20 protein-coding genes, 1 tRNA gene and 1 pseudogene are annotated in these 25,588 nt (G+C 46.9%); 7 read left to right on the top strand and 15 right to left on the bottom strand.

The window, feature by feature from the left end:
- Positions 1-45: 45 nt before the first annotated feature.
- The 7 genes and pseudogenes from K4039_RS01050 to K4039_RS01020 form a co-directional block, all read right to left on the bottom strand.
- Positions 46-486, bottom strand: coding sequence for a hypothetical protein (locus K4039_RS01050; protein WP_265233253.1), 441 nt, complete (start codon positions 484-486; stop codon positions 46-48).
- Between the two features lie 169 nt (positions 487-655).
- Entirely contained in the window at positions 656-1,645 is a 990-nt protein-coding gene (gene crtE, locus K4039_RS01045) for a geranylgeranyl diphosphate synthase CrtE (RefSeq protein WP_265233252.1), read from the bottom strand.
- 500 nt (positions 1,646-2,145) lie between these two features.
- Positions 2,146-3,552: a family 2B encapsulin nanocompartment shell protein gene (locus K4039_RS01040; protein ID WP_265233251.1), complete on the bottom strand. Its 1,407-nt coding sequence runs from the start codon at positions 3,550-3,552 to the stop codon at positions 2,146-2,148.
- Between the two features lie 148 nt (positions 3,553-3,700).
- Positions 3,701-5,110: a family 2B encapsulin nanocompartment shell protein gene (locus K4039_RS01035; protein WP_265233250.1), complete on the bottom strand. Its 1,410-nt coding sequence runs from the start codon at positions 5,108-5,110 to the stop codon at positions 3,701-3,703.
- 86 nt (positions 5,111-5,196) lie between these two features.
- Positions 5,197-7,497: a family 2 encapsulin nanocompartment cargo protein terpene cyclase gene (locus tag K4039_RS01030; protein ID WP_265233249.1), complete on the bottom strand. Its 2,301-nt coding sequence runs from the start codon at positions 7,495-7,497 to the stop codon at positions 5,197-5,199.
- Positions 7,498-7,628: 131 nt separating this feature from the next.
- A pseudogene (locus K4039_RS01025) lies at positions 7,629-7,786 on the bottom strand (IS1 family transposase); the annotation flags it as partial.
- Positions 7,787-7,824: 38 nt separating this feature from the next.
- Positions 7,825-7,965 carry a hypothetical protein gene (locus K4039_RS01020; RefSeq protein ID WP_265233248.1) on the bottom strand — a complete coding sequence of 47 codons (141 nt, stop codon included), beginning with the start codon at positions 7,963-7,965 and terminating at the stop codon, positions 7,825-7,827.
- Positions 7,966-8,186: 221 nt separating this feature from the next.
- Here K4039_RS01020 and K4039_RS01015 point away from each other — a divergent pair.
- The 4 genes from K4039_RS01015 to K4039_RS01000 all read left to right on the top strand — a co-directional run bounded on the left by K4039_RS01015 (position 8,187) and on the right by K4039_RS01000 (position 11,828).
- A tRNA-Gly gene (locus tag K4039_RS01015) sits at positions 8,187-8,258 on the top strand.
- A gap of 249 nt (positions 8,259-8,507) precedes the next feature.
- The gene (locus K4039_RS01010) at positions 8,508-8,912 is read left to right on the top strand and encodes a hypothetical protein (protein WP_265233247.1); all 405 of its coding nucleotides are present in this window, start codon (positions 8,508-8,510) and stop codon (positions 8,910-8,912) included.
- A 4-nt stretch (positions 8,913-8,916) separates the two neighbouring features.
- Positions 8,917-10,182 carry a glutamate-5-semialdehyde dehydrogenase gene (locus tag K4039_RS01005; RefSeq protein ID WP_265233246.1) on the top strand — a complete coding sequence of 422 codons (1,266 nt, stop codon included), beginning with the start codon at positions 8,917-8,919 and terminating at the stop codon, positions 10,180-10,182.
- A gap of 533 nt (positions 10,183-10,715) precedes the next feature.
- Entirely contained in the window at positions 10,716-11,828 is a 1,113-nt protein-coding gene (locus K4039_RS01000) for a fatty acid desaturase (RefSeq protein WP_321161488.1), read from the top strand.
- Between the two features lie 177 nt (positions 11,829-12,005).
- Here K4039_RS01000 and K4039_RS00995 read toward each other — a convergent pair whose 3' ends face one another.
- The 3 genes from K4039_RS00995 to K4039_RS00985 form a co-directional block, all read right to left on the bottom strand.
- Positions 12,006-13,709: a lipoxygenase family protein gene (locus tag K4039_RS00995; protein ID WP_265233244.1), complete on the bottom strand. Its 1,704-nt coding sequence runs from the start codon at positions 13,707-13,709 to the stop codon at positions 12,006-12,008.
- 623 nt (positions 13,710-14,332) lie between these two features.
- A complete protein-coding gene (locus tag K4039_RS00990) occupies positions 14,333-15,157 on the bottom strand; it encodes an SWIM zinc finger family protein (RefSeq protein WP_265233243.1) in 825 nt (274 codons plus the stop codon).
- A 12-nt stretch (positions 15,158-15,169) separates the two neighbouring features.
- Complete coding sequence (locus tag K4039_RS00985; RefSeq protein ID WP_265233242.1) at positions 15,170-18,436, bottom strand: DEAD/DEAH box helicase; 3,267 nt, start codon at positions 18,434-18,436, stop codon at positions 15,170-15,172.
- A 330-nt stretch (positions 18,437-18,766) separates the two neighbouring features.
- Here K4039_RS00985 and K4039_RS00980 point away from each other — a divergent pair, with 330 nt between their 5' ends.
- Positions 18,767-19,684 (top strand): fructosamine kinase family protein, encoded by a 918-nt coding sequence (locus K4039_RS00980; protein ID WP_265233241.1) that lies wholly within the window; start codon positions 18,767-18,769, stop codon positions 19,682-19,684.
- A gap of 35 nt (positions 19,685-19,719) precedes the next feature.
- A complete protein-coding gene (locus K4039_RS00975; RefSeq protein ID WP_265233240.1) occupies positions 19,720-20,148 on the top strand; it encodes a hypothetical protein in 429 nt (142 codons plus the stop codon).
- Positions 20,149-20,429: 281 nt separating this feature from the next.
- On the opposite strand, the gene K4039_RS00970 is transcribed toward K4039_RS00975, so the two are convergent.
- The 4 genes from K4039_RS00970 to K4039_RS00955 form a co-directional block, all read right to left on the bottom strand.
- Positions 20,430-22,130 carry an ABC-F family ATP-binding cassette domain-containing protein gene (locus K4039_RS00970; RefSeq protein ID WP_265233239.1) on the bottom strand — a complete coding sequence of 567 codons (1,701 nt, stop codon included), beginning with the start codon at positions 22,128-22,130 and terminating at the stop codon, positions 20,430-20,432.
- A 294-nt stretch (positions 22,131-22,424) separates the two neighbouring features.
- On the bottom strand, positions 22,425-22,721 hold the full coding sequence (locus tag K4039_RS00965) for a hypothetical protein (protein WP_265233238.1): 297 nt from the start codon (positions 22,719-22,721) through the stop codon (positions 22,425-22,427).
- Positions 22,708-23,001 carry a BrnT family toxin gene (locus K4039_RS00960; RefSeq protein WP_265233237.1) on the bottom strand — a complete coding sequence of 98 codons (294 nt, stop codon included), beginning with the start codon at positions 22,999-23,001 and terminating at the stop codon, positions 22,708-22,710. Before K4039_RS00960 ends, K4039_RS00965 begins: the two co-directional genes overlap by 14 nt.
- Before the next feature lie 34 nt (positions 23,002-23,035).
- Positions 23,036-23,242, bottom strand: coding sequence for a hypothetical protein (locus K4039_RS00955; protein WP_265233236.1), 207 nt, complete (start codon positions 23,240-23,242; stop codon positions 23,036-23,038).
- Between the two features lie 230 nt (positions 23,243-23,472).
- On the opposite strand from K4039_RS00955, the gene K4039_RS00950 reads away from it, so the two are divergent.
- A complete protein-coding gene (locus K4039_RS00950) occupies positions 23,473-23,643 on the top strand; it encodes a hypothetical protein (protein WP_265233235.1) in 171 nt (56 codons plus the stop codon).
- Between the two features lie 174 nt (positions 23,644-23,817).
- Here K4039_RS00950 and K4039_RS00945 read toward each other — a convergent pair whose 3' ends face one another.
- Positions 23,818-25,497: an AarF/ABC1/UbiB kinase family protein gene (locus K4039_RS00945; RefSeq protein WP_265233234.1), complete on the bottom strand. Its 1,680-nt coding sequence runs from the start codon at positions 25,495-25,497 to the stop codon at positions 23,818-23,820.
- Positions 25,498-25,588: the final 91 nt, after the last annotated feature.

Raw genomic sequence — 25,588 nt, 5'->3', positions numbered from 1 at the left:
ATTTCATATGATGTCCGGTCGATCGACCATAATATTTGGGTAGGTTTACTGACTTTTGGGCAACAATTGATTTAGCGCATCGCACAAATATTTCTTCACGGTGTCTCTGCTTGCACCCACCCCACTGGGAAGGGTAAAAATCATCTCGACAGTTAACAGATTGTCATCCTCTGACGCAAATACATCGATCGGCAAAGCGCGCTGAAATGCTGTTGCCGGATTTTCGGCTTTCATTACACCCATGCTCACATCGGTGCTGACAGTCTTGATACCTTCGCGGGCTAAAATTGGTCTTAATTGAGAAAATGCTCTCTCTACTGATAGCCCCTCAACCGCCAATTTCAAAGGTTTCAATTTCTTAAATTTGGCTTTTAAGATTTCTGCTTTAACAAGTGGAAACCACAGACCTTCTATGTTGAGGCAGTCTAATTTGAGAAATCTTTGCAGGCTGCGCCGGAGGCTCTCAAATTGAATCGGATCAGGCATCAAAGAAGCATCAAGGGAACACTAACTTGTTTTTGGCTCAACAGATATACCAGAATCTTTAGAGTCAGGTATTCTGCCAGTTTGAGTTTTTTTTCTAGATGGCTCTGGTAAAATTGAAGAAACATTATTTCTAGATGGGGCAACTTAACAATTTCGACCCCATCTTTTTTTAGCTCAAGTTGGATAAATCCCCCACTTCTGGGGCTTTTGACGGAGTTGTCACCCCGTCAGAAGTGCGGCTAATAATAAAATCCGCGATCTCGATCAGAGGTTCAGCTTTTTCCCCAAAGATTGCCAGTTCCAGCTTAGCCGCCTCAACCAATTGTCTAGCACGGCTTTCAGATTCCTCAATTCCCCACCAACTCGGATAACTCACTTTTACCGCCTGCACATCCTTGCCAACAGTTTTTCCTAACTCCTCTGGAGTGGCAGTAATATCCAGAATGTCATCAACAATCTGGAAAGCCTGCCCAATATTCTGACCATACCGAGATAACCGCAGCACATCACTAGGCGTTGCCCCAGCAAGCATAGCCCCACAAACTACAGAAGCTTCTATAAGTGCACCAGTTTTGTGAGTGTGGATAAAAGTAAGAGTTTCCTCAGAAACCTCTGAAACTCCCTCCGAATCAAGATCGACTACCTGCCCTCCCACCAATCCCGTCGCTCCAGCAGCGCGGCCCAAGTGAGCAATAACCTGCAACACCTGCTGAGGTGGTACATTCTGCGTTTTAGCAGCGATCAACTCAAAAGCATAAGCCAAAAGACCATCCCCAGTCAAAATAGCGATCGCCTCGCTATAAACCTTATGGTTCGTCAGTTGACCGCGCCGATAGTCGTCATGATCCATCCCTGTCAAATCATTGTGGAGCAGCGACTTCGTGTGGAGCATCTCCAAAGCACAAGCCGTCGGCATCGCCATTTCCACAGTCCCGCCAACCAGTTCGCAGCTTGCCAAACACAGGATCGGGCGCAAGCGCTTACCCCCCGCCAACAGGGAGTAGCGCATCGCCTCATAGATTTTCTCAAGTTTATCCGTGACTACGGGAACGGCACTGTCGAGAGCCATCCCGACTTCGGCGTTGCGTTCGGCTAGGTAAACCGATAAGTCGAAAGAGGGTTCCGGTTGGGGCGAATACGTTTGATTTACCAATATCATTTCTTGTTTTTTTGTAATTGTTCTAATTTGAACTAAATTGAGCCACCAGCCAGCCGCTTCAACGGACACTCAAGCCGTAGGGACTTGGAATACAGCACTTAAATTAACCATTCTACGAGCCTTGTGGCACCTACGATCCTAACCCACATTCCCCACCCGCTTAGTTTCACACAGTATAATTACTCACAACAATCGATTTTTCAAGTAATAAATTATGCCTTTTAAAAGGTTATTCACCGCAAATATGCGCTACAAAAGTATAATTTCAAACTTAATTACTCGATAAAAACAAGCAAAAACCGATTGTGATAGTTGAGGGTGCCGAATGTGGGTTACAAGCTCCAGCTACTGTAGTTCCTGAACTTGGAATATGCTGTAGTTTAAAAAGCTGGGCAACACAGGTTTTGGCATACCTAATCTTTGTGAGAACTGCTATAAAGCTTTAATTGCCGTTTGCTTGTGGGGTGGACTAATAGCACAAACACAAAATCAAGGAACGCTTAGCGCCCGATCGCCACATCTTCCAGAATACCAAGGGCATCAGGGACAAGGACGGCGGCAGAGTAATAGGCAGTGACGAGATAGGAGGCGATCGCCTTTTCATCGATACCCATAAATCTCACCGACAAACTCGGTTGGTATTCGTCCGGGATACCCGTTTGATGTAGCCCGATCACACCCTGATCTTCCTCACCAGTCCGCAACACCAGAATCGAACTGGTTTGGTTCTTGGTAATGGGAATCTTGTTACAGGGAAGAATCGGTACATTGCGCCAAGTCATTACCTTGGTTCCATCCATATCGATGCTTTCTGTAGAGATACCCAGACGATTGCACTGCCGACCGAATGCTGCAATAGTTTTAGGATGAGCTAGGAAAAACTTCGACTTCCTCCGACGGGTAATCAATTCATCCAAATCGTCGGGGGTAGGCGGGCCGCTGCGGGTGTGGATGCGCTGTTTCAGGTCAGCATTGTGTAGCAACCCGAATTCCCGGTTATTGATCAAATCGTGTTCTTGCCGTTCCCGCAATGCCTCAATCGTCAGCCGCAATTGTTGTTCCGTCTGATTCATCGGTTCATTGTACAGATCGGAAACGCGAGTATTGACTCGCAACACAGTCTGGGCAATGCTTAACTGATATTCGCGGGGGGAGAGTTCGTAATCAACGAAAGTCCCTGGCAACTCGGTTTCCCCAACATGACCCGCAGACAACGCGATTAAAGCTTCACCATGCTTATTCTGTGGTTGTTGGGCACGAATCCTCAACTGCTCAACATGAGCCTGCAAAGCCTCTGACCGATCGATCGCTTCCCGAAACGCCTGTTGTGGTAGCGCCAATACCGTGCATCGGGTGACAGCCTTAATTGTGAACTTCCAAGTGCTTTCTGACTGCACCAACTCCCGATCGCCAAAATGGTCGCCATCCGCCAGCCCATCCAGCAGAGGCTCCTCACCATACTTGCCAACAACCGTCTTGTTGACCTTGCCATGAGCGATTAAGAACAAGCGATCGGCTGGCTGACCTGACTGCACGATGATGTCACCGGGCGCGAACTCCTGTTGCACAAACCTACTAGCCAAGGCGCTCAACACTCCAGTGTCGTTAAACCCTCGCAGCAATGGCAACTGACAAAGTTCTTGGGGAATCACCTCCACCACCGTTCCAGTGTTGCTGAAAGTCAGTCGCCCATCAGCCACGGTATAGGTCAACCGACGGTTGACTCGATAGGTGCCACCCTTCGTCTGCACCCACGGCAACATCTTCAACAACCACCGAGGTGTAATTTCCTGCATCTGCGGTGCAGATTTGGTGGTTGTTGCCAAATTTCTAGCGGCGGCTGTACCCAAACTCAGTTGAGATTGTCCGCTCTCAACATCAGAACCCGAATCATTAGAATAAGTCATTGCCTCATCCTCTAGTTACTAACAAAAGTGCCTGCTCAAATAATTAAGAGGTTAAGGCAATAACACTTTTGTCAATGAGTAATTACGTTCGATTTTAAGCGTAATTACTTATTGACAAAATTCGTTTACCTTAACCTCTCAGGAATATTTAGCGCCCGATTTCGACATCTTCGAGGATGCCGAGTGCGTCAGGAACTAGCACCGCTGCGGAGTAGTAGGCGGTGACGAGGTAGGAGATGATGGCCTTTTCACTGATGCCCATGAAGCGGACAGACAAGCTAGGTTGGTATTCATCTGGGATACCAGTTTGATGTAAGCCGATCACCCCTTGTTTTTCCATACCAGTACGGAGCAAGAGGATAGAACTGGTGCGGGCCTTGGTGACGGGGATCTTATTGCAGGGGAAAATCGGTACGCCGCGCCAAGCTGTCACTTGAGCGCCGTTCATATCTATGCTGGTGGGATACACACCCACGCGGTTGCACTCGCGACCAAAGGCAGCGATCGTGCGGGGGTGAGCTAGGAAGAATGCCGGCTCCTTCCATACCGTTGCTAGCAATTCATCCATGTCATCGGGACTAGGTGTGCCGCTAGCGCTGTGGATGCGCTGTTTGAGGTCGGCATTGTGCAGCAACCCGAATTCCCGGTTATTGATCAACTCGTGTTCTTGACGTTCTCGTAATGCTTCGACGGTCAGCCGTAATTGTTGCTCGGTCTGATTCATCGGTTCGTTGTACAAATCTGCGACCCGTGTACTTACTCGTAACACGGTTTGAGCAATGCTCAACTCATATTCGCGGGGAGAAAGATCGTAATCAACGAAGGTTCCTGCTAAGGGAGTCTCTTCAGCATGATCCGTCGCCACTTCAATGGCGGCTTCACCTTGAGATGTTTGGGGCTGACTCTGGAGGGCGCGGAACCGATCGACATGAGTACGCAATTCCTCAGACTGACCCATCAGTTGCTCAAATGCCTGTTGGGGCAGCGACAACACTATGGTTCTGGTAACAGCCTTGAGTGTGTAATGCCAGGTGTCCTCGGACTCTACCACAGTTCGATCGCCGAAATGGTCGCCGTCGGCAAGCACATCCACAACGACTTCATCGCCATACTTGCCAGCACCAATCTTGTTCACCTTGCCATGAGCAATTAGGATGATGCGATCGGCAGCCTGACCCAGCTCAACTATGATGTCGTCAGGGGCGTACTCCTGCTGCACAAATTGGTTCGCCAAGGCGGCCAACACATCAACGTTGTCAAACCCTCGCAGCAATGGCAACTCGGTGAGTTCGTGTGGAATTACCTGCACCGTTGCGCCAGTGTTGGTGAAAGTGACTCGTCCATCACCCACGGTATAACTCAACCGACGGTTGACGCGAAACACACCACCTTTTGTCTGTACCCACGGCAACAGCTTCAACAACCACCGGGATGTAATTTCCTGCATCTGCGGTGCAGATTTGGTGGTGGTTGCCAAATTTCTGGCGGCGGCTGTCCCTAAACTTAACTGGGGTTGTTGACCTTCAACATCGGGACTCGAATCATTAGAATATGTCACAATTTAATCCTCTACGTTTCTGGTTACTAAACAATTACTCGGTCTCACTAGACCGAATGCTCACAAAAAAAACACAACAGAAAAACTTATTTTCCTACAAAATGGTCGGAATTGTTTGACGAAATATTGCTAGAGCAACTGCTCGCGCCGACCAAGGATACAAGCCTTGCAGCCGAAGTCCCCAGTCCTGTCGGCCCGTTGAGCAGCCGCACTATTGGGGAAGCACTATTACGCAATTCAAATTCCTTGTAGCGGTCTACCGTTATATGCCACCTGAGTACGCCGCACATCCACTGTTCTAATTTCTCAACGTATTCGAGTAGTTTCTTGCGGGTACTTTCATCCAGGTTGAAATCATCGAACAGGGCAGGCAATTCAGTGGCAACAATGTGTTGAAACTGTTGCGCCCGCGCCGTCATCAGATTGTTCACAATCTCGACAGCCTGGGGGATATCGCAGTTGAGGAAATTCTGCACAACCAGCACGCAGTTATGGATTTCGCCCTCGAATTCGATTTCTTTCTGGTAGGAGAAGATATCGTTGGTGAAACAGGAAAAGTCGGCGGCGGAATTTTCCAGCGATCGCATTGGTCGGCTATAGTAAATTTCCAGCGGAATCTCGCCGCCCTGGGATAGTCGAGACAGGCTCATGGTCAAATCCGAGCCAAAGGTCTTTCGACGCATCTCAATATAATCGATCGGGTCTGGAATCCGATTTTGCACTTGGTTAGCCAGTTCCCACACCCAACTATCTGTCATATCCTGAATCGCGCGGCGGAACTCAGTCCGGGCGGTAGAGGACATCGGGCCAGCGGTGCGAGACCAAATATCTGCCAAGCCCATTTCTACTGGATTAGTCGGCACGGCGGGAGGTGTGGAGTCGTCCAGAGGCATGAACGCCCCTAGTCTGGCGTTGAACACTTTTGCCCCAATTAGATCCCGTTGGTTGCCGTAGATAGCCGGGAAGTAATCATCAGCATAGGTTCCCCAGACCAGCCAGCAGGCAGTCAGATTTAGCTCGTCGGCCGATCCTTTGGAATGGATCAAGGCCCCGCATAAAGCCACGTCAGCCACATCAAATTTATGGTCATTCCAGATGAAAGCATCGGGAATACCCGGTAGCGATGCCAGCATCCCCATCCGCCGCGCCCATTCCTTAGAATGCTTCCGCGCCGTATCCAGATTGGGATTCAGCGTGGTAGAGAAGGGCATATAAAACTTCGGCAGTTTCACTGGCCCGACAGGCTTGTATGGCGTATGAGTAAAGCTCTTGAACCTCCCCAAACCCAAGGTGGCGTATAACGATTCGATCCGCGTCGCCGATGTGCCTAGCCCTGTGGGCCCTCCCAGAGTTAGCGTAGGAGTCGAAGAATTATCCGCTTCCGTTTTGTTCATGTAGCGGCTGGATCTCATGTGCCACTCGTGACCCCCAGATTGCCAGTCCTGAAGTCCCTTGATATATAGCAGAACGCTTACCTGCTCTGCGGGGTCTATACCGTACTCCGCAAACAGGGAGGGCAACTCAGTGACAGCAGTGTTGTCGAACTGGTATAACCGCGAGCTTAACAGTTCGTTGGTCAGGTTAGCTGCCTCTTGGGTACTGATATTCAAGAAGCGCTCCAAAACCAACACGCAGTTGGAATTCTCCCCTTCTTCTTCGACTTCTCTCTGGTAGGAGAACAGGTCGTTGCGGAGATGCACCCCATCGGCAAAGGTGTCTTTCAGCACCCGCATCGGTCGAGTGGCGGCAATTTTCGCCGGAACTTCTACAAAGGCGGCGTGTTCCACCAGATTCGCAGACCAGGGGGCACCGCCCACTTTGCGCCGCATCTCGATATATTCGATCGGGTTGGCAATCCGATTCTGGTTGATATTGGCGAGTTCCCACATGGACTCTTCCAAGAGGTGCTTGGTACTCTCAAAGAAGCGCTTCCGCCATTCCACAGACTTAGTAAAAGCGGTGCGAGACCACAGGTTTGCCAAGCCGCGCTCTACGGGGTTGGTGGGAACGGGAGGGGTGTCGGTGGGGTACACTGGCATGAATGCTGGGAGTCGATCGAGATACTCCTTTGCCCCTGCCATATCTTGGCTGCGTTTGTAGATTTCTAGGAAGTGGTCGTCGAAGAAGAACACCCAGACATACCAGTCGGTTACTAGGTCAAGCTCTGTTGCTGGGGCATCTGGATGGGTATAGGAACAAAGCAAGGCGTAGTCGTGGGAGTCAAACTTGCGCTCATCCCAAATAGGCTCGCCTTGGGCTTCTTCTTCTGAGCCAAGTATCCCCATCTCGTAGGCCCAGGCCTTGGAATGCGATCGCGCTGCTTCCAGGTTTGGGTTGAGCCTCGCCGGCCAAGGCATATAAAAGTCTGGGAGTTTGAAAGGTTGCATGATCTGCGCTTCACCTTTTATGATCGGGTCTTCTTGTTGCTGTTTTTCTTCTGAATCCTGGTTAACGATACCCCAAAAAGGTCGTTGCTGAAACTATAATTGGCTAAGCGAGGCACTGTCCCATCCTTCAATTAGTGAAGCAGCAAGCGGAGCGATCGCTTCAACATCAAGGGCAGACTTGGAGTAGCACAAGGTCTTGCGATGCAACCGCGCCAAGTAGTGCCGCCACAGAGTGTTCTCTCCCTGGCGGGCGTGTCATATACGTCTTGCTCACAATCTGGTCTCCTTCTGAGCAATGCTTTCTAGGTTTTGCGTTCTATTCGTCTTTTAGCTGAAGGTGTAGGCTGATTGCAGCGCCCACCAGATGAGGAAGCCGATGCCGCCGCCAAGGACGATCGCCGAAATGGCGATCGCGATCGGGCTGTCAGCTCCCTTGAACTTCATGATTCCGCGATTTAAGTCTGACATGAGCAGTGTTCTCCCACAATTGCAGCTTGATTGTAGCTTTGCTTTCGGCGGATGACGGTCAAAAACAATGCAATTACTGATTTTTTTAAGAATCGGGCTGCTCGAATTTTAGGCTGGCAGAGGCATTGGGGCGCTTTGACTGGGTTTATGAAAAAAAAACTTACAAAAAAGACTTGACAAATCCCCAGAAGTGAGAGATTATATTTAAGTGCGCAGGAAATGCGGGTGTGGCTCAGTGGTAGAGCGTCACCTTGCCAAGGTGAATGTCGCGCGTTCGAATCGCGTCACCCGCTTTGAAAAATCAAGAAAATAAACAAAACCGGAAAGTATCGCAAGAAACTTTTCGGTTTTGCTTTGATAATGGTTAAAAATACCTAAGTTGATGGTAAAATTGAGTCCAGAACTTGCAAGTAGAAATTGTCGATCGGGCGATCGCTCGGAACAGGCAGTTACAAGTCTTAATTGGGCAGAATTGAAAAGTCTGATTAAGTAGATGTGTTAACGATTATTTTTGCAAAAACGCTTTTTTTATCCGATCGCCCGTGCCATCCCAAAAAGCTCCAAAGATTGACTTAAACGATGAGTACCCCTGCCCTTGCCGGCGGAGGGGTCGTCTCGTGCCGATAATACTGACAGAAGCCTTTGGCTGCAACCGTTGTCAGCAAATATTTGTGTTGGACGAAAGCGGACACGTGATCGAGCAACTATCAACAAACTATCCTTACAAGCAGGCTTGGCGATGGACTGGCGAGCACTGGAACAGAGCAAATCCGGGTTTGAAAGCCCACTACTTGCCCCTGGCCCTGGGGATGATTTTGGTGCCTATAGTGATTTGGTTGCCCCTGGCGCTACACTCGCCGGGCCCAAATGTTATTCTGTGGGCAATGGTCGCTGTGCTGCTAGCAATGCTGCCGGCGTTGATGGTATGGCTAGCTTACAGGCGTTAATTAAATGATCATAGAGGATTTTAGCCATTCATCAGAGGGGGCAAATGTCGCCCGCCACGCTTATCAAGCTTCTATGGAGTTGGCGGCGACAAAAAGTACGGATCGCGCTGCTGGTTTGCAGGCGATGGCGATCGCACTCAAACGTCGCCAAAATGACATTTTAGAAGCAAATACTCTGGATCTAGAAGCGAGTCGCGATATGGCGATTCCTGAGTTGATTGTGGAGTGGCTGAAGCTGACACCCGAAAGGATTAAGACAACTGTTCAAATTCTGGAACGGTTGGGGGAAATGCCAGATCCGATCGGCAGAGTGATCAATGCTTCTTATCAGGTCGATCGCTGTCAGGTATACTGTCAATCGCTGCCGCTGGGGGCGATCGCGCTAATTTACGAGGCGTTTCCAGAGTTGGGGGCGATCGCGGCTGGTTTGTGTCTCAAAAGCGCTAACAGCTTGATTCTCAAAGGTGGCAGCGAAAGCTGGCAAACTAATGCTGTAATTGGAGAAGCTTTGATTTCGGCGATCGATGAGGTCGGTTTGCCGTCAGGATGTTTGCAGGTACTCCCGCCGGATCGGGGCGCTTCGATCCGGGATTTGGTGACTCAAGACCAATATCTCAATTTAATTATTCCCTACGGTAGACCGAGTTTGGTGCAGCAAGTGGTAAGGCTGTGCACAGCGCCCGTGTTGCGATCGGCAATGGGCAATTGTTACCTCTATTGGTCGCCGACTGGTAGTTTGGAGATGGCAAGGTGGATGATTTTGGACAGCCATCAAAGTGTGCCAGATCCGGTAAATGCGATCGAGAAAGTGCTGATCGATCGCAATCAAAAGCCTTCTTCTTTAGTCAGGCTGTGGAACAGTTTAAAAGAAAAAGGCTTTCAAATTAGCGGAGACGCAGATCTCGTCGCAGATTTCCCAGAGTTGAAGCTGGCTGAGCCCTACGAGTGGACTCAACCTTATTTAAACAAAACCATCGCGTTTAAAGTTGTTGACAGTCTGGAAATTGCGATCGGCTGGATCAACCGCTACAGCAGTGGCCACGCTGACTGCATCGCCACTGAATCTTACCTAGAAAGCCGCCAATTTGCTCTGGATGTGAACAGCGCCTCTACTTTTATTAATGCCTCGCCTCGGTTTTGGCGCTATCAAAATCAGGGAGATGCGATATTTTTGGGAATGTCCAACCAAAAAGGCTATCGTCGAGGATTGATCGGGCTAGATACGCTGACGACAATTAAAGAAATTGTTCAAGGTAACGGACAATTTTAAGGAGTTATGTTCTCCGGCTTAGCTGTTGAATGGAATTCAAGAGAGAGCATCTTTTTTAAACAAACTTTGTAGTGAGGAGTTCAGTCCTATCAGTCGGCTTTTAGTAAACAAAGACTAATAGCCGTACTACGAAAAAAAATTATTGTAGGCGATCGATCGGAGATGACATGAGATTCCAAATCTAGAGCAATAGGATATATTTTTGTGGCTTGATTTGATTTTCTATACGGATGGCTGAGAATTAAAAACTTCCAATAATTACGTTTTTATGATATAGCAACTGCCACATCGGTGAGGACATAAATAACCGGAATGAATAGAGCCGATACCCGTCAAACATCAATAATTTGATTCCCATTATGCAACTGTCAACTGTCAACTGCTATATGTGTCAAACGTCTGGGTAACAGTTATAAATTTCACAAAATCATGATTTGCCAATCCTAAATTATCACAAAGTCGATATAATTAAAAAAGGAAAAACAATCTGACTGAAATTAGGGTGTAATTAGCAAACAATGAATTCAGAAAAAATGCTCATTTCTTCAGACGAGACAGTCGATCGCGAAACGCTAATTAATCAATCGACATACATTAAAAAATTGCGTCCGCTGCTGCCACCAGAGGCTTTTGAACCCGATCCTAGCAAGTTAACAATACTCTTAATCAATCTGGGAATTTTATTGTTGGGATGGGGGATTGCCGACTATCTCGATCGCTGGCCTGTCTATCTTTTATGGCTTTACTTACCTTTAGCCGCGATTATGGGCAATAGTATCATAGTTTTGCTATTTAGCTCCCACGACTTGATGCACGGTAGCGTTCAGAAAAAGTCTTGGCTGACTTATCCGATCGCCTTTTTAGGTCTAAGTATGCTATTGATGCCACCCACTCAGTGGAAATCCCTGCACAACCTCGTACACCACAATACCACAAATTCCTTAGCAGACCCCGATCGCAATTACCTGTACCAGCAACCGGATACTTGGGGAAAATGGATTCAAAATTTATTTGTACCGTCGGTAGAAGTCAATCCGCTGTGGTTGATTGTCGGAATGGCCGGATCGTGGACAGTGCATAACTTCCGCAACGTGTCCTCGGTGTTGTTATTCAACGATAAATCTGTGGATTACGTACCGGCTGCGTTTACAGTTAGTCCGAAAGATCGATCGACAATCGCCCTAGAATGTCTGGGAATCCTAGGAATTCATCTCAGCATCTTGTTTTACCTAGACTTTAACCCGATTAAAGTTACTCTGGCGTACATTTTGCCGATCGCACTTGGTCATGCAGGAGCAATGTTTTACATCTACACCAACCACATGGGTTGCCGGATGACCAGCATTAATGACCCGCTGATCAATAGTGCTTCGCTGCGAGTTCCTAAAATATTTGACCTGCTGCACTTGAATTTTTCCTACCACACAGAACATCACATTTTCCCCAGCATCAACTCAAACTATTACCCGATGGTGCAAGAATTGTTACAAATTCACTATCCCGATCGGATGAATTTAATTGATGCTGGAGAAGCTTGGCGGTTGCTTAGGGAAACACCCCGGCATTACAAAGATGAAGTAACCTTCACTGATTCATTAGGAGAAATGTCCGTGAATTGCAGTATTCTGGAAGAATACAAAGGCTGATTTAGTCATGTTTTAAAAGTAAGGTGCGCCCGCGCACCCACGGCTGGTACTTGATTCTTCAGTCCGTGAAGGCGGACTTCGTTTGACAAGAAGCGGTTTCAACCGCCGACTCTTCGTTTGTATAGAGGCGGTTTTAACCGCCGAGTAGGATCAGCGGTTTTTAACCCGGATTTGGTATTACATACTGATGCTATTGATCACTAAAGAAGGTTTGAGAGCAATATATGGCACTAATCGCTTTTTATTGTTGGCATCAATCTTCTGTTCTGCGATATTCAAATCTTGCTGGAACTGTCTGACTAACTGTTGAATGGGAGTTCCCTCAAAAACTTCGTCGAAGGTGGCACGGTAGAGTTCTCGGAAAGATCTATCGTAATAACCCAAACGGTCATATTTATAAGCTGACAAAGTAAACAGAATTTGCAGTTGGTCTGCCGCTCGTTTGTAGGGCGGAAGCAACTGTAGAAGCTTCTGTTCCGTCATTACTTCTGGAATATCTGGCTTGAGAATTGCCGGAATATCCCGGTAGGCAGCCAAAGGCATATTGGCGGCAAAACTCATGTATTGATGCTGGGTGTAATTCACAGCCGAATGCTGCGGCCCGCAGGTAAAAATCACTGTTGTGACAATTTCAATCAATTGTTGAACATCGTCAATGCGCTGTGGCATTCCTTTGACTTTACCCCCTGTATCTGAGGATAATTCTTGCGCCCAGCGTTGCAGTTCGCTATCCTCTGCAATTGTCTCCTTCGTCGGGTAAAAGTAGTTGAGATAGCCGGATACAAAGGTTTTAATTGCGTTCCAAAGCAGCAATCCATCATCTCGGTAAGGGTAGTGAGGTAGTTGAGTTGTGTTGTCCATTTCCCGATTTTTAAGTTCGGTTGGGAACGCAAATTGATCGAGACTCCAGGTAGTGCAAGCTTCTCTGCTGATTTCGATCGTTTCTGCCAAGGTTCCTGCCAGCAACTCATCAACTGGGCCTCCAGAACTGATCAACTGAGTGCGTGCGAGATTGTTGTTGGTCAACATGAAGCGGAAGTGGGGTTTGAGCAGTAAGCTGAGGGGATGATTTTCAGCTAACTGTCGGGCTGTGACGATCGCGATCGGTTCCATGACAAGATGGGTTCGACCTAAATGCGAGCTCATTTCGTGGTGATTGGCATCTGCTATCTGCACGCAGACTTTGGCAAACAACCAATCCAGGGGCGGATCGGATGGCGTGTAGATATGGCTGCCCGGTTTGGGGTCTAGTTGAATGGCAATGGGTGCCATTTCACCGCGATCGCGCACTCCCGTCCACCGCCAAGCGAAGAAAGCACGGGGTTTCGGCAAGTATTTCCTGCCCTTTTCATAGGTTCCTCCTTGAATTCGAGCAGGCGTGCGATAGTTTGGGTCAGTACCTGTGTAATCGGCAATGTAAATACTTTTTTCCCGTAACAGTGTGGGGAGCTCCAATAATGGCTGCGCGGTTGCCAGTTTTGTGACGATTTCTGCGCGGGGATCGCTGGGATCTAAGAGGCGGAGCACCAGCGGATTTGCCCCAGACAAGCGCTGTTCGGCAAAAGAGCGATCGGTTTGGTAAGTCTTTGCAACTTGAGGCAGCCGCAGCACGGGAAAGAAGTCTTTATAGTCTTGGAGTTCGTCGAGAGGATCTAGAAAAGATCTCGCCTGGACTGCCAACATATTTACAGGAAGTTCAGCGGTTGCTAGTATTCGTTCTCCAATATAGTCGCTCGAAAAATTCTCGATCGCTGGCACGCTTTTTAATAATGCCAAAGGTGATAAACTGTTATAGTCAAACTGATAAGCTTGTTGCTGGCGAGTTAAGTAATCGGTGCGCTGTTGTTTGTTCAGATCGTCTTGAGGAAGGGAAGGTTTCATGATTTTTACCAGTTATTAAATTTCACCCTTGTTTTTTAGTAACATATAGGTAAAAATTACCACTAAACGAGGATGGGATGAACTGAATTTTGTGACTATATAATAGAACTTGATACTATCATAATTCGTAGATGGTAATTGTGATCCGGACAGTTTCGACTGATGTTGCTGCTACCACTCGCAGCTCTCCAAGTACGGGGATTTTGGGATACTCAGTCAAGCTGCATCCCGAACTCAAAGCCATAGAGCAAAGCGAAATTTATCCTAATTCAAAGAATCTCTGCAACAGTAGCTTCGGTTTCCCTTGGTTCAAGTCAATCTAATGAGTTCATGTTCGGTTATCTAACGATAATGAATACCAAGAAAGTAAAATTGGAACAGTAGTCGTAGGGTGTGTCGCCACCAACAATCTCTAGCTACATATCGACAATTTAACAGCGACGCACCTGATCGCAATAGGTTCATAAAGAAACACAAAATTTATTGTGTAGCAATCTTTTGTCAAATTGGTATTAGTCTTTGCCTAAGACAGACTATTTGCGCCTTTGCGTCTTTGCTTAGAAGTTCATTCATACCGTGAATCAGCAATCAGAGAGCAACAGTAAAATAACGCCTCACGCCTACTACTTATTCTTTTTCACCCGCATATATAGCTCTTCCATCGCCTCAATAAACGAACCATCCTTTTGCCAAAACGGCGGAAAATCTCCCTGTTTCTTGACCACGATCGCACTTACGCCACTTTGCACCCCCACCTCAATCGTCTGCGGCAGCCGCTTCGCACCGTGCCAAAACTCTCTCAGGCTGATTGTTTGCGCTTCATTGGCGATCGCCCGCGTGTAGTAGGAATTCACCGCCACAGGGGCCGCTGCATCCGCCGTCAACTCAGCAGAAAGCGCCATTCCCAAAGGCGTTTTTGCCAATTCGCGGTGCAGCACTTCCTTAGAAAGTCCCCGTAATTCAAACAGTAAAAACGGATCTTTGTCCAATTCGGCCGCCACCAAATAATAAACTCCCGCAATATGTTTGCAGGGATTACTATAGTCTGGACAAGAGCAAGTCGTTTTAAAATCCTCACGGCTGCTGGGTAAAAGGTGCAATCCGAAGGGTGAAAAAGCCTTTTCAATATTGTCGGGCATTTCGTTGAGCAAAAGCCGGGAAATGAAACTGGCCTTCGATGCCATTTGGGCGATCGCCACTTTCCACTTGGCCTGACTAATCGGCTCAAACTCAATTTGAGTTGTGTAAAGCGGCTCCTTATAAACCCCAAAATAAGGATTAACCGAGCCTCTCACCTGTGCCATAACTAAGCCATCATTCATGCCAAAGCTTTTTACCTTACCATTCTTTGCATAGGAACGTCCCCGCCCGAGTCGTCCAGAATCGGTAAACTTTTCCAGCGCGCTGATAAATTCATTACCCCACCAAGTCCGAGTAAATTGTGACATCTTTAATTTCTCCTAATCTAAAACTGCATTTTTATTCAGCCTAATTAACTTCTTAAATGCCTCATTATCCAACTCAGTCAACCACGACTCATCAGCACCAATAATTGAGCCTGCCAATTTCTTTTTATCCTCAATCATTTGGTCAATCTTTTCCTCCAAAGTGCCAATTGCCACAAACTTATGGACAAACACGTTTTTTTGCTGCCCGATCCGAAACGCCCGATCCGTCGCCTGATCTTCCACCGCCGGATTCCACCAGCGATCGAAATGGAACACATGATTAGCTTTTGTCAGCGTAATTCCCACACCGCCCGCCTTCAGTGACAAAATAAATACCGAAGGCTCTGATTCTGGATCTTGAAACTCTGAAATCATCCGTTCCCGTTTTTCGCGACTCGTTCCCCCGTGGATGTAATAAGTGTTATAATGTAAAGTCTGTTTGATGTATTTTTCCAACGCACTTCCCAATTCAGTAAACTGCGTAAATACCAATAAACTTTCGCCTTCAGCTTTCACTTCTTCAATCATTTCGATCAGCCGTTCCAATTTGTGCGATCGCTCCGGTGTAAACTCACTTTCATCCTGCAAAAACTGGCGCGGATGGTTGCAAATTTGCTTCAGCTTCAGCAGCGTCGCCAAAATCATCCCCTTGCGCTTCATCCCGTCAGCCGCGTCAATTTCTTGCTCTACCTCTTTCACAATGGCTTCATAAAGCGAAGCTTGCTCGCGGGTAAGATTGCAGTATAGTTTTTGCTCAACTTTGTCGGGGAGATCCTGAATAATTGACTTATCGGTTTTCAGGCGGCGCAGGATAAAAGGTTCTACTAATTTTTTCAGCGCTGCTGATTGTGTGCGACTCCCATGTTTTTGAATCGGCAATTCAAACATTTTCCGAAACTGCGTCTCTTTTCCCAAATATCCAGGATTGAGGAAATTAAAAATTGACCATAAATCCAACAAGCGATTTTCTACTGGTGTTCCAGTCAATGCTAACCGATGGGTGGCGGGTAACTTTAAAATCGCCTTTGTTTGCGCCGCTTTCGGATTTTTAATATTTTGCGCTTCATCAATTACCAAGCGATGCCACTCAACACTGCTCAACAGCTTCTCATCTTTGCGCGCCAAAGTAAACGAAGTAATCAACATATCGCAATCTTGGACGGCGGCTTTAAATGCTTTGGTATCTTGCAAGCGCCCAGGGCCGTGGTGAATCAGCGATCGCAATTCTGGAGCAAACTTTTCCATTTCCTTTTGCCAGTTGCCAACTACGGAAGTTGGCGCAATTAACAGCGTGGGTAAAACCGCATTTTTGCTCTTTTTAGTAGTAGATAAAACTTCCCTTTCTTGCAATAATCGAGCAATTACCTGCGCCGATTTACCCAAACCCATATCGTCGGCAAGACAGCCATTTAATCCCAGACTTTCCAAATAACTCAGCCAAGAAACACCGCGCTTTTGATAATCCCTTAACTTACCCTGAAATCTTACTGGATCTGTAATTAATTCGAGCCGACTCTTATCGTGCAGCTTCTCCAACATATCCGATAAAGCTTGATCGCGCTCCACCTCCAACTCTTCACTGGCTTCTCCTTGGGCCGTCAACTTCATAAAGTCAATCAGGCTGACATCGGGATTCTCTTCGCGATGTTTTTTCCAAAACTCCAGCATTTCCTGCATTTTATCTTTGTCCAGTTCCATCCATTGTCCTCGGAACTGTACCAGCGGCGTTTTACTATTAACTAACGCCTCCCATTCTTGTTCGCTAACTCGTTCGCCTCCGATCGCCAATTCATACTGATATTCCACCAACGAGTCCGCTGAAAACAATCCCTTACCCTTGATTGCAGCGCTTTTCTGACTGCTGCCCTTGACTTGTAGCCGAATCTTCGCCCGCTGTCGTCCCTTCGGCGTCCACCAAGCCGGCACAATCACCTTATATCCGGCATCTTCTAGTACCCAAGCGGACTCGCTGAGGAAGGTAAAGGCATCATCTAAGCTGAGGGAAATGTTAGCAGGTTTGTCGGTTTCTAGCCCATTCCAAAGCTGGGGATAAATGCGCGCTGCGTAACCGAGATTTGTCAGCAAATGTTGCTCGAAGTTGTCGCCGAATTGTTTCTGTAACTGTTTTTGTTCAGTCGATCGCGATCGCCAATAATCCTGCAACGGCACCCGCACAGATGGGTCTTGTTTTGCCGCCACCTGAAACTCTAAAATCCAAGGCTGTTCGGGGTTTTCGGGGGATTGCAATTGAAAGCAAAGGGAGAATGAGTCAGCAGATTGATTGCGCGTAATGCGATCGCGCCAGGTTTGCCATTGCTGATATCGATCTAGGCTGACTCCCGCGATTTTTCGTGTTTGGTTGAGACAGATTTGGAGTAAAGAATCCGCAATCTTATTTTCAAACGCTGCTGTGATTGGTGTTTGAGTAACAATTTCTGCGATCGCACATTCTGAAAAATGCCGCAGCAACATTTCGCGATCGTAGAACTTTGGCGTCATATCTGCTAGTTTGAGCTTGTTAAAACCCGACGCGCAAACTAAAGGCATCCATTCAACATAGCGTTGTAAATCAGTTTCGTACTGCGCTGAAACAATTTCCCATCCCGGATAAATCTCAAAGCTTGGTGCAGTCTTGGCAGTTGTTTTAGTAGTTTTTGCAGTTTTTGCAGTTGTTTTTGTTTCATCGGCTTTCTTGCGCCCGCGCGGGGCTTTTGCAGCGGGTTCTGATGTTTCGATGGGTGCGATCGGAGCAGTTTCTCGATAGCGCAGCGCCGGAATATAATGATCTTTCAGAACAATTTGCTTAAAAAATTGGGTGTAGTGATACCAAAACAGCAAGTCTGAGCCGAACTGAACTTCTGCCAAATCGTAGAGGGCAAAAAAATGCAAATCATTCAATACTTTAGTCAAAGTGTGGGTAGCGATGGACACACAATCGACTTCCCAATATTCCAACTCAAATGTTTCGGGTAACTCTGTCTCTAAATATCGCGCTAACTCTAAAGATGGTAACGGCTGCTTGTCGGCAGTGGGGAGTAAAAAGTACCGAGGGGCGATCGCGTATTCTAGCCCCATAGCACTTGTATTGCTGACTGGTGACAGTTGAATCCCGGCTTCTTTCGTTAGAAACTCTGTTAACTGTGCCGCCTCCAATTGTCGGGGATGAGCCTTAGCACGCTGCTTTTTCTTTTCAGTAGTTTCAACCCAAAGACAAAACGTTCCACCTTGAACAAAACTTTCTTCTGTTTGAGGAATCCAAGTGCCGTGCAGGATTTTCATAGGTTATACCAAATGCAACCTTTGGCAGCCTATCATATCATGAATTAGTCAAAAATAAGACGGCGGTTGAAACCGCGCCTATACAAACAATGTCCGAGCTCAGAGGGACTAAAGAGAATAACATAATTTTACCGCGCTATCTTTAACCCGCGCACCATCCGGGTTTTGCTTGTGTAGACGCGGTTTCAACCGCCGAGTCTTCTTGACGGTGGCGTGAGTTATGGTGGCCCGGAGGCAAAGTTCGATCGACAAATTAACCAAAAATATCAACAGTAAAGTGTCCGCAGTCAGATAAACTAATGGCGATCGCCCTCAAGACAATTTGATGCTATGTGGGACAAAATTGCCGCGCACATCTCTGAAGCAACCGGAGAAACATTTTCCATCGACAACCGCCGTTCAGTCAGCGGCGGCTGCATCAACCAAGGCTATGCTATCAGCAGTAGTAAGCGCACTTATTTCGCGAAAATAAATCAAGCTTCCCAAGTCGCGATGTTTGAAGCTGAGACTTTGGGTTTGCAGCAAATGGGAGAAACTCAGACGATTCGCGTTCCTGAACCGATTTGCTGGGGAACAGAAGGCAATTCTGCTTATATTGTGTTGGAATGGCTGGATTTGCGAAGTGGCGGGGGCGAGATAGCTTGGTCAGAAATGGGGCGGAAACTGGCTCAAATGCACAAATACATCCCCCCGAATCCACCTTTGGCAATGGGGAGGGAAGAGCCTAATGATAGCTTGTGGAGGGGACGTTTTGGTTGGAGTGTTAATAATACGATCGGCTCAACTCCTCAAATTAATCAATGGACTGCTGACTGGGCGAAATTTTGGGCCGAACATCGGATTGGCTATCAGTTAAAGTTGGCTAATCGTCGGGGCGGAAATTTCAGTCGGGGGGAAAGCTTGCTAGCAGCTATTCCGAAGTTGTTGGATGGTTACAAGCCTCAACCTTCGCTGGTTCACGGGGATTTGTGGGGAGGAAATGCGTCGGTAACTGCGGCGGGGGAACCGGTAATTTTTGACCCGGCTGCTTATTGGGGCGACAGAGAAGTCGATATTGCCATGACTGAACTATTCGGGGGTTTTTCCGCAGCGTTTTATCGGGGTTATAATGAGGTTTGGTTGCTGGATTCAGGCTATGAAAGACGCAAAATACTTTACAATTTATATCATATTTTGAATCACTTTAATTTGTTCGGCGGGAGTTACGAGTCGCAGGCTAATCAAATGATTAATAGAATTTTGGGTTAAGATTTCAATATTAATTGGATTAGAGCGAATCACAAATGAAGTTTTGGAACTGTTGCACCAAATTGGGATTTATAGTTTTGTTTTTGAGCATCATCAGGGCTGAGAATGCTTTAGCTGCTTTACCCTTACAGGTGGGTGTCTATCACGGCGGCGGTTCTCGATACATTCAAATTGCTGAAAAACAAAATAGAATCTGCTTCAAAGGCTTTTCTTCTAACGGAGTTACTGTGGCTTCCGTTACGACGGATACTAAACGCGAAAACTTCTACAAAATCAACGGATTTGACGGTACATTTCTGTTGCAACAAGATACAGATACTGTCTTATTCGGCCCGATAAATCAGTTGATGAAGTATGTGGCAGATTATGGTTTTTCTAGAAATTTAGATGATAATTTGCAGCAGTGTCTTAGTTCCGAAAAGCCTTTCTTTAAACAAAAATCAGGCGGCCGAGGCGTTCGCTAAAAAGCGTGCATTTATTTAGATGCTGTAGGGTGCGTCGCCCTCCATAATCTTTCAACCAAATCGAATATCTGATAGCGATGCACTCCTACAAGTGGTAGTTTAACTAATATAGTTTTTCTGAATTAAGGTGCGTCGCTGTGAGATTGTCGATCGGACTTTAATGAATTTCGATGTATCCGCACCCGACAGCTACATATTAGTAAGGACACGACATTGGCGTGTCCCGACAGCTACATATTCGTAGGGACACGGCACTGCCGTGTCCCTACCAGTCAAGTTATTTACTTCTGTTTAGCCGCCGCTTTCTTCTTCGCCTCCTTCTCGGATTTCTTAGCCGCCTTCTCAGCTTCAAGTTTGGCGAACTTTGCTAATTCTTTCTCTTCCGTTATTTTATCCAGATAGTAGTGGTAGTCTCCGAGATAAGTTCGAAAGTCCCCGTCGCGAACTTCTACTATTTTGTTAGCCACTTGGGAAATAAAATAGCGATCGTGCGAAACGATAATTACTGTGCCGTCGTAATTTTTAATCGCCTCTTCCATCATCTCTTTCGCGGGAATGTCGAGGTGATTTGTCGGTTCGTCCAAAATTAGCAAGTTCACCGGTTCCAGGAGCATTTTTGCTAAAGCTAGACGGGCTTTTTCTCCGCCGCTTAAAGCGCCAACGTGTTTGAATACTGTTTCGCCGTTAAACAAGAACCGCCCCAACAAAGTCCGAACTTCTTCATTTTTCCAGTCGGGTACTTCGTCGTGAATGGTTTGCATCACGCTTTTATTCAAATCTAAGGCTTCGGCTTGATTCTGTTCAAAGTAACCGGGAATGACGTTGTGGCCTCCCATTTTAACGGAACCTTCGGTGGGCGTTTCTAAACCCATAATCAGGCGCAGCAGAGTTGATTTGCCTGCACCGTTGGGGCCGAGAAAGGCTATTCGATCGCCTCTTTCAATTAATAAGTCTGCTCCCAAAAACAGGATTTTCTCACCGTAGGTATGCACTAAGTTTTCAATTATTGCTACTTCGCGGCCACTGCGGGGTGCGGGGGGAAACCGGAAATGCAAGGTTTTTAAGCCGCCGGTGGGGGCTTCGATGCGCTCGATTTTGTCTAACTGTTTCTCGCGACTTTTGGCTTGGGTGCTGCGTGTGGCGCTGGCGCGGAATTTTTCAACGAATGCTTGCTGTTTGTCGAGTTCTTTTTGCTGGTTTTCGTAGGCGTTGAGTTGGGCTTCTCTGGCTTCTGCTTTTTGCAGTAAGTATGAGGAATAGTTGCCGAGGTAGGTGCTGGAAACGCCGCGTTCGGTTTCGACGATTTGGGTGCAGAGTCGATCGAGAAATTCGCGGTCATGGGATACGATTACCATCGGGGTTGTCAGCCCTTTGAGGTAAACTTCGAGCCATTCGATCGTTTCTAAGTCGAGGTGGTTGGTAGGTTCGTCTAACAGCAGGATGTCGGGTTTTTGGAGAAGAATTTTGCCCAAACTCATCCGCATTTGCCAGCCGCCGCTGAAGGCGCTGACTAATCGATCGCTATCTTCTTGCTCAAATCCGATTTCTGGTAAAATTTTCTCGATTTGGGCTTCTAAACCGTAGCCGTTTAAGCCTTCAAATTGCCGTTGTAGCCGATCCATTTTGTGGATCATGTCGTCGAGATTTTCTGGGGTGGCGGCTTCGAGCTCTCGGTGCACCTCCATCAAAGATTCGTGGACTTCGTTGGCTTCGCTGAAGGCGCGCCAAAATTCCTCTTTGACGGTGCGGGTGGGGTCGATTTCAAATTCTTGGGAGAGGTAGGCGATGTGTAAGCTGGCGGGGCGAATGACTTCGCCGGAGGTGGGTTCGATTTCGCCGGCGATGATTTTGAGTTGGGTGGATTTACCGGCACCGTTGACGCCTACTAAGCCGATGCGATCGCCCGGTTTGACTTCCCAGGTGACATCTTTGAGTACGACGCCTGTGGGATAAATTTTACTGATGTGTTCGAGTCGCAGCATTGTTATCGAGACTGGGGAAGGGGAGGTTTAGCGGCGGATGGGATGCCGGCGCTGAGGTCGAGTTAATCTTAACAAATTTTAATTAAATTTAGACATTGATAAGATTTGGGTTTGGGAGGGCGATCGATTTGAGATTTTGGATTTTTGATTCTGGATTTTAGATTCTGGGCGCAGGGCTAGCGAGAAACCGGTTTTTTTAGGAAAATACTTGGCACCAAGCCCCAGATTCGCGAAAAACCCGGTTTCGAGGAGTGTGTGAGGGCGATCGCACTTGGGGAAGTTGAGGAAACAGGGCTATCGTGCTGTCTCAGATTGAATTTCTCGAATAATGGTTGAAACTTCTTCTTCTGAATCTAGATGTCGTGCCAAAACTTGGGCTGTTGCTTCTAGGAGGCGATCGCTAAACAATTTTGTTAAATCTTGCCGCAAACCTTGCCCAATGTAAAACTTGAGCAAAGCTGACAAAGGCATATCTCGATGCAGTGCTATTTTGTTTAGGGATTCTAAGGTATCTGTTGGGATTTCGATTGATACAGTTGTTGTTGGGCGCGCTCGGACTTTTAATGTAAGTTCTTCTTCAGTGTTGTTCATATAATTTTCTTTCTGTACGGGTAACTGGACGTGCAGAAATTATGCGGATTCGCAGGCTGCGTTCTACATAAACCACTAGCAAGAGGCGTTGAGTAATAGAGTACCCTATAATAAAATCACATTTCTCAGTCTCTGAACTAGCATCACCTTCCTTGTAGAAGGGGTCTAAGAAAACTTCGGTCGCTTCTTCAAAGGTAACACCATGTTTTTCTAGGTTGCTTTCTGCTTTGTTGTTGTTCCATTCAAACTGAATGTCTTGGAGGCGATACAAAGTATCCATATATGAATCTTAACACAGTCAAATTTAAATAATGTCATTTTTGGAGTAGCTGGGCATAAACATCATCCTCAGTATTATCCCAAATTGCATCTAGCGATACTCGGCTTGTCTGAAGCCAGAATTCAGACTCATCATCAGGTAGGAAAGTAACGAGAATCCTTGCACCTTCAGGAATTTCTATTGGTTCCAACAATTTAATTTTGCCTTGGCGAACGATCGCCCAAAGTGTCTTTAGCATCATAGGGTGAGTCCAGAATCGTTCGGGTTGTATCTCAATATATCGGATTCGTTGAGGACTTGCCCAATCATGACTGATAGTTCGATCGGGCGATCGCAATGAGGGCGATTCCCTACGGGATAGCTTAGCCGCGCGTGTTTTGTGTTTGCTGGGAATTGACGAAAGGGCGATCGCTCTTCAACAGCCTTTTTGCAAGCAATTCGACAAGGTGGCGAAGAAGTGAGGAGAGAAGTGTGATCGCTTTTAGGAGTGAAAGGGCGATCGTCCGATCGCCCTTCACCACCTTTGTATCCGGTGCAACCATCAGGGGATTGCGGATAATCGCGGATGTTAATTCGGCTTATGTCACGACAGTGGCAGGTTTAAGCATTTTTAAAACAGACGGTGCTTTGACCAAGTTTTAACCAATTATCACTCGATCTAGGGCCACTTTTCCTAATTAGTATAACTCTCAGAAACGTTGTTCAATTTGCTGGAGTTATCTTTCACGTTGTTGGCGATATGTCATCACATTTTAGATGATGCTGAAGGGGAAAAACGCCAATTTTTGATTCCCAATTTCCCCTGCCCAAGTATATTTATTTTTCGGCTATTCGATCGAGTTTTTCCCTCAGCAACAAATCTAACAAAGAACGCAGCACAAACAAGCCACCACATCCGGCAACAGCAAAAGCTACGATCGCCCCCGTTTGATATCCGCCCACCAGCAGCACTGCACCCGTCAGTACCCCAAAACCAGTCATACAGGCAAAAATCAGAGTTTTTAAGGCTAAATTAATCCGTTTCAGGGCGCGATCGCTCTCCATGTTACGGACGCGAATTTGCAGCTCGCCATCTTCAATCCGCTGCTCCAAACGCTTCAGGAAAACTTGCGATTTGCTCGGCTGCTGCAACTTGTAGGTGATGAAATTTCGCGCTTGAAGAGCCAATTCTCCGATCGCATTTTTCCGTCCTTTACTTACCGCAATGGTCTTCACAAAAGGCTGAGCGCATACTAGGAAATTGTAGTTAGGATCGAGAGTTCTCGCAATGCCGTCCAGAGTCGTCAGCGACTTGACAATAAACATCATTTGTGCAGGCAAGCGAAACGGTTGTTGCTCGAACATGATGTACAGTTCGTTCTTGATTTCATTAAAAGCTTGAAAGTCGATCGGCTTATCAATAAACTTATCCAACAGAAAAGCAATCAGTCTCCGCACCGGCATCATATCCGGCATCGGCTCAACTAAGCCGATCGTAATTAAAGTATCGAGTACCTGATCGGTATCCTTTCTCAGCACAGCAAAAAAAGTCTTGACCATTTCGTCTTTAGCCAAAGACTTCACCTCTGCCATCATCCCGAAATCATAAAAAATTAAGCTGCCATCTTCTGTCACCGCTAAATTTCCCGGATGCGGGTCAGCTTGAAAAAAACCATCAATTAACAACTGCTTCAAGTAACAGGAAATTCCGAGTTGATTGAGCTTCGTAATATCTACTCCAATCGCCTCTAAGCTAATCCTATCATCTACTTTAATACCGGGAACATATTCTAAAGTCAGCACTTTTTGTGTCGTGTATTGCCAGTAAACTTTCGGGACAATAATTTGAGGGAATTCCTGAAAATTATGGCTAAAGCGATCGGAATTTTTCCCTTCTTGCACATAGTCGATTTCTTGATATAAAATCTTAAAAAACTCGTGATAAATAGATTCTAGGTCGTACTTGCGCGTCCAAGGCAAATGGCGATCGCAAAAACGCATCACTTGCCGCACCGCCTTCACATCCAAATTAAATAAACTTTCTAAACCCGGGCGCTGCACCTTGACAATCACATCTTCCCCGGTGTGCAGCCTCGCTTTGTGTACCTGTCCCAGACTCGCAGCAGCGATCGGCAACGGGTCAAAATCGCGGTACAAAGCATAAATATCCTTGCCTAACTCTGATTCTACAAGGGCGATCGCCTCTTCGGAACTAAACTCAGGAACCCGATCCTGCAACTGTTCCAACTCCTTGACGTACTCCAGCGGCAGCAAATCCGCGCGAGTCGAGAGAGACTGCCCGATTTTAATAAAAGTCGGGCCTAAATCCAGCAAAGTATTCACCAACCAATGGGCGCGAATTCTTCTAGTTTGAGCAGAATTATTTTGCAGCAGTCCATCCCACCACAAAAAAAACATAAACTTTGCCGTCGCAGCAAAAACGTCTATTTGTCGTGCCAGCGGCGAATATTTAGAACGTTGCCAACGCAGGAGTTTCGGTGCAGCTTTTGTGAGCATAATATTCGTCGCGATCGATTTTCGTGCACCGCAAAGATTTTAACTGGAAAAGGCAGAATTGGGAACCGGTGCTTCAGACCGACAGCAACAC

Origin of the sequence: Lyngbya sp. CCAP 1446/10, assembly GCF_026130175.1 — a bacterium.
GTDB lineage: Bacteria > Cyanobacteriota > Cyanobacteriia > Cyanobacteriales > Microcoleaceae > Microcoleus.
This window is presented reverse-complemented; position numbering and strand designations above follow the sequence as displayed.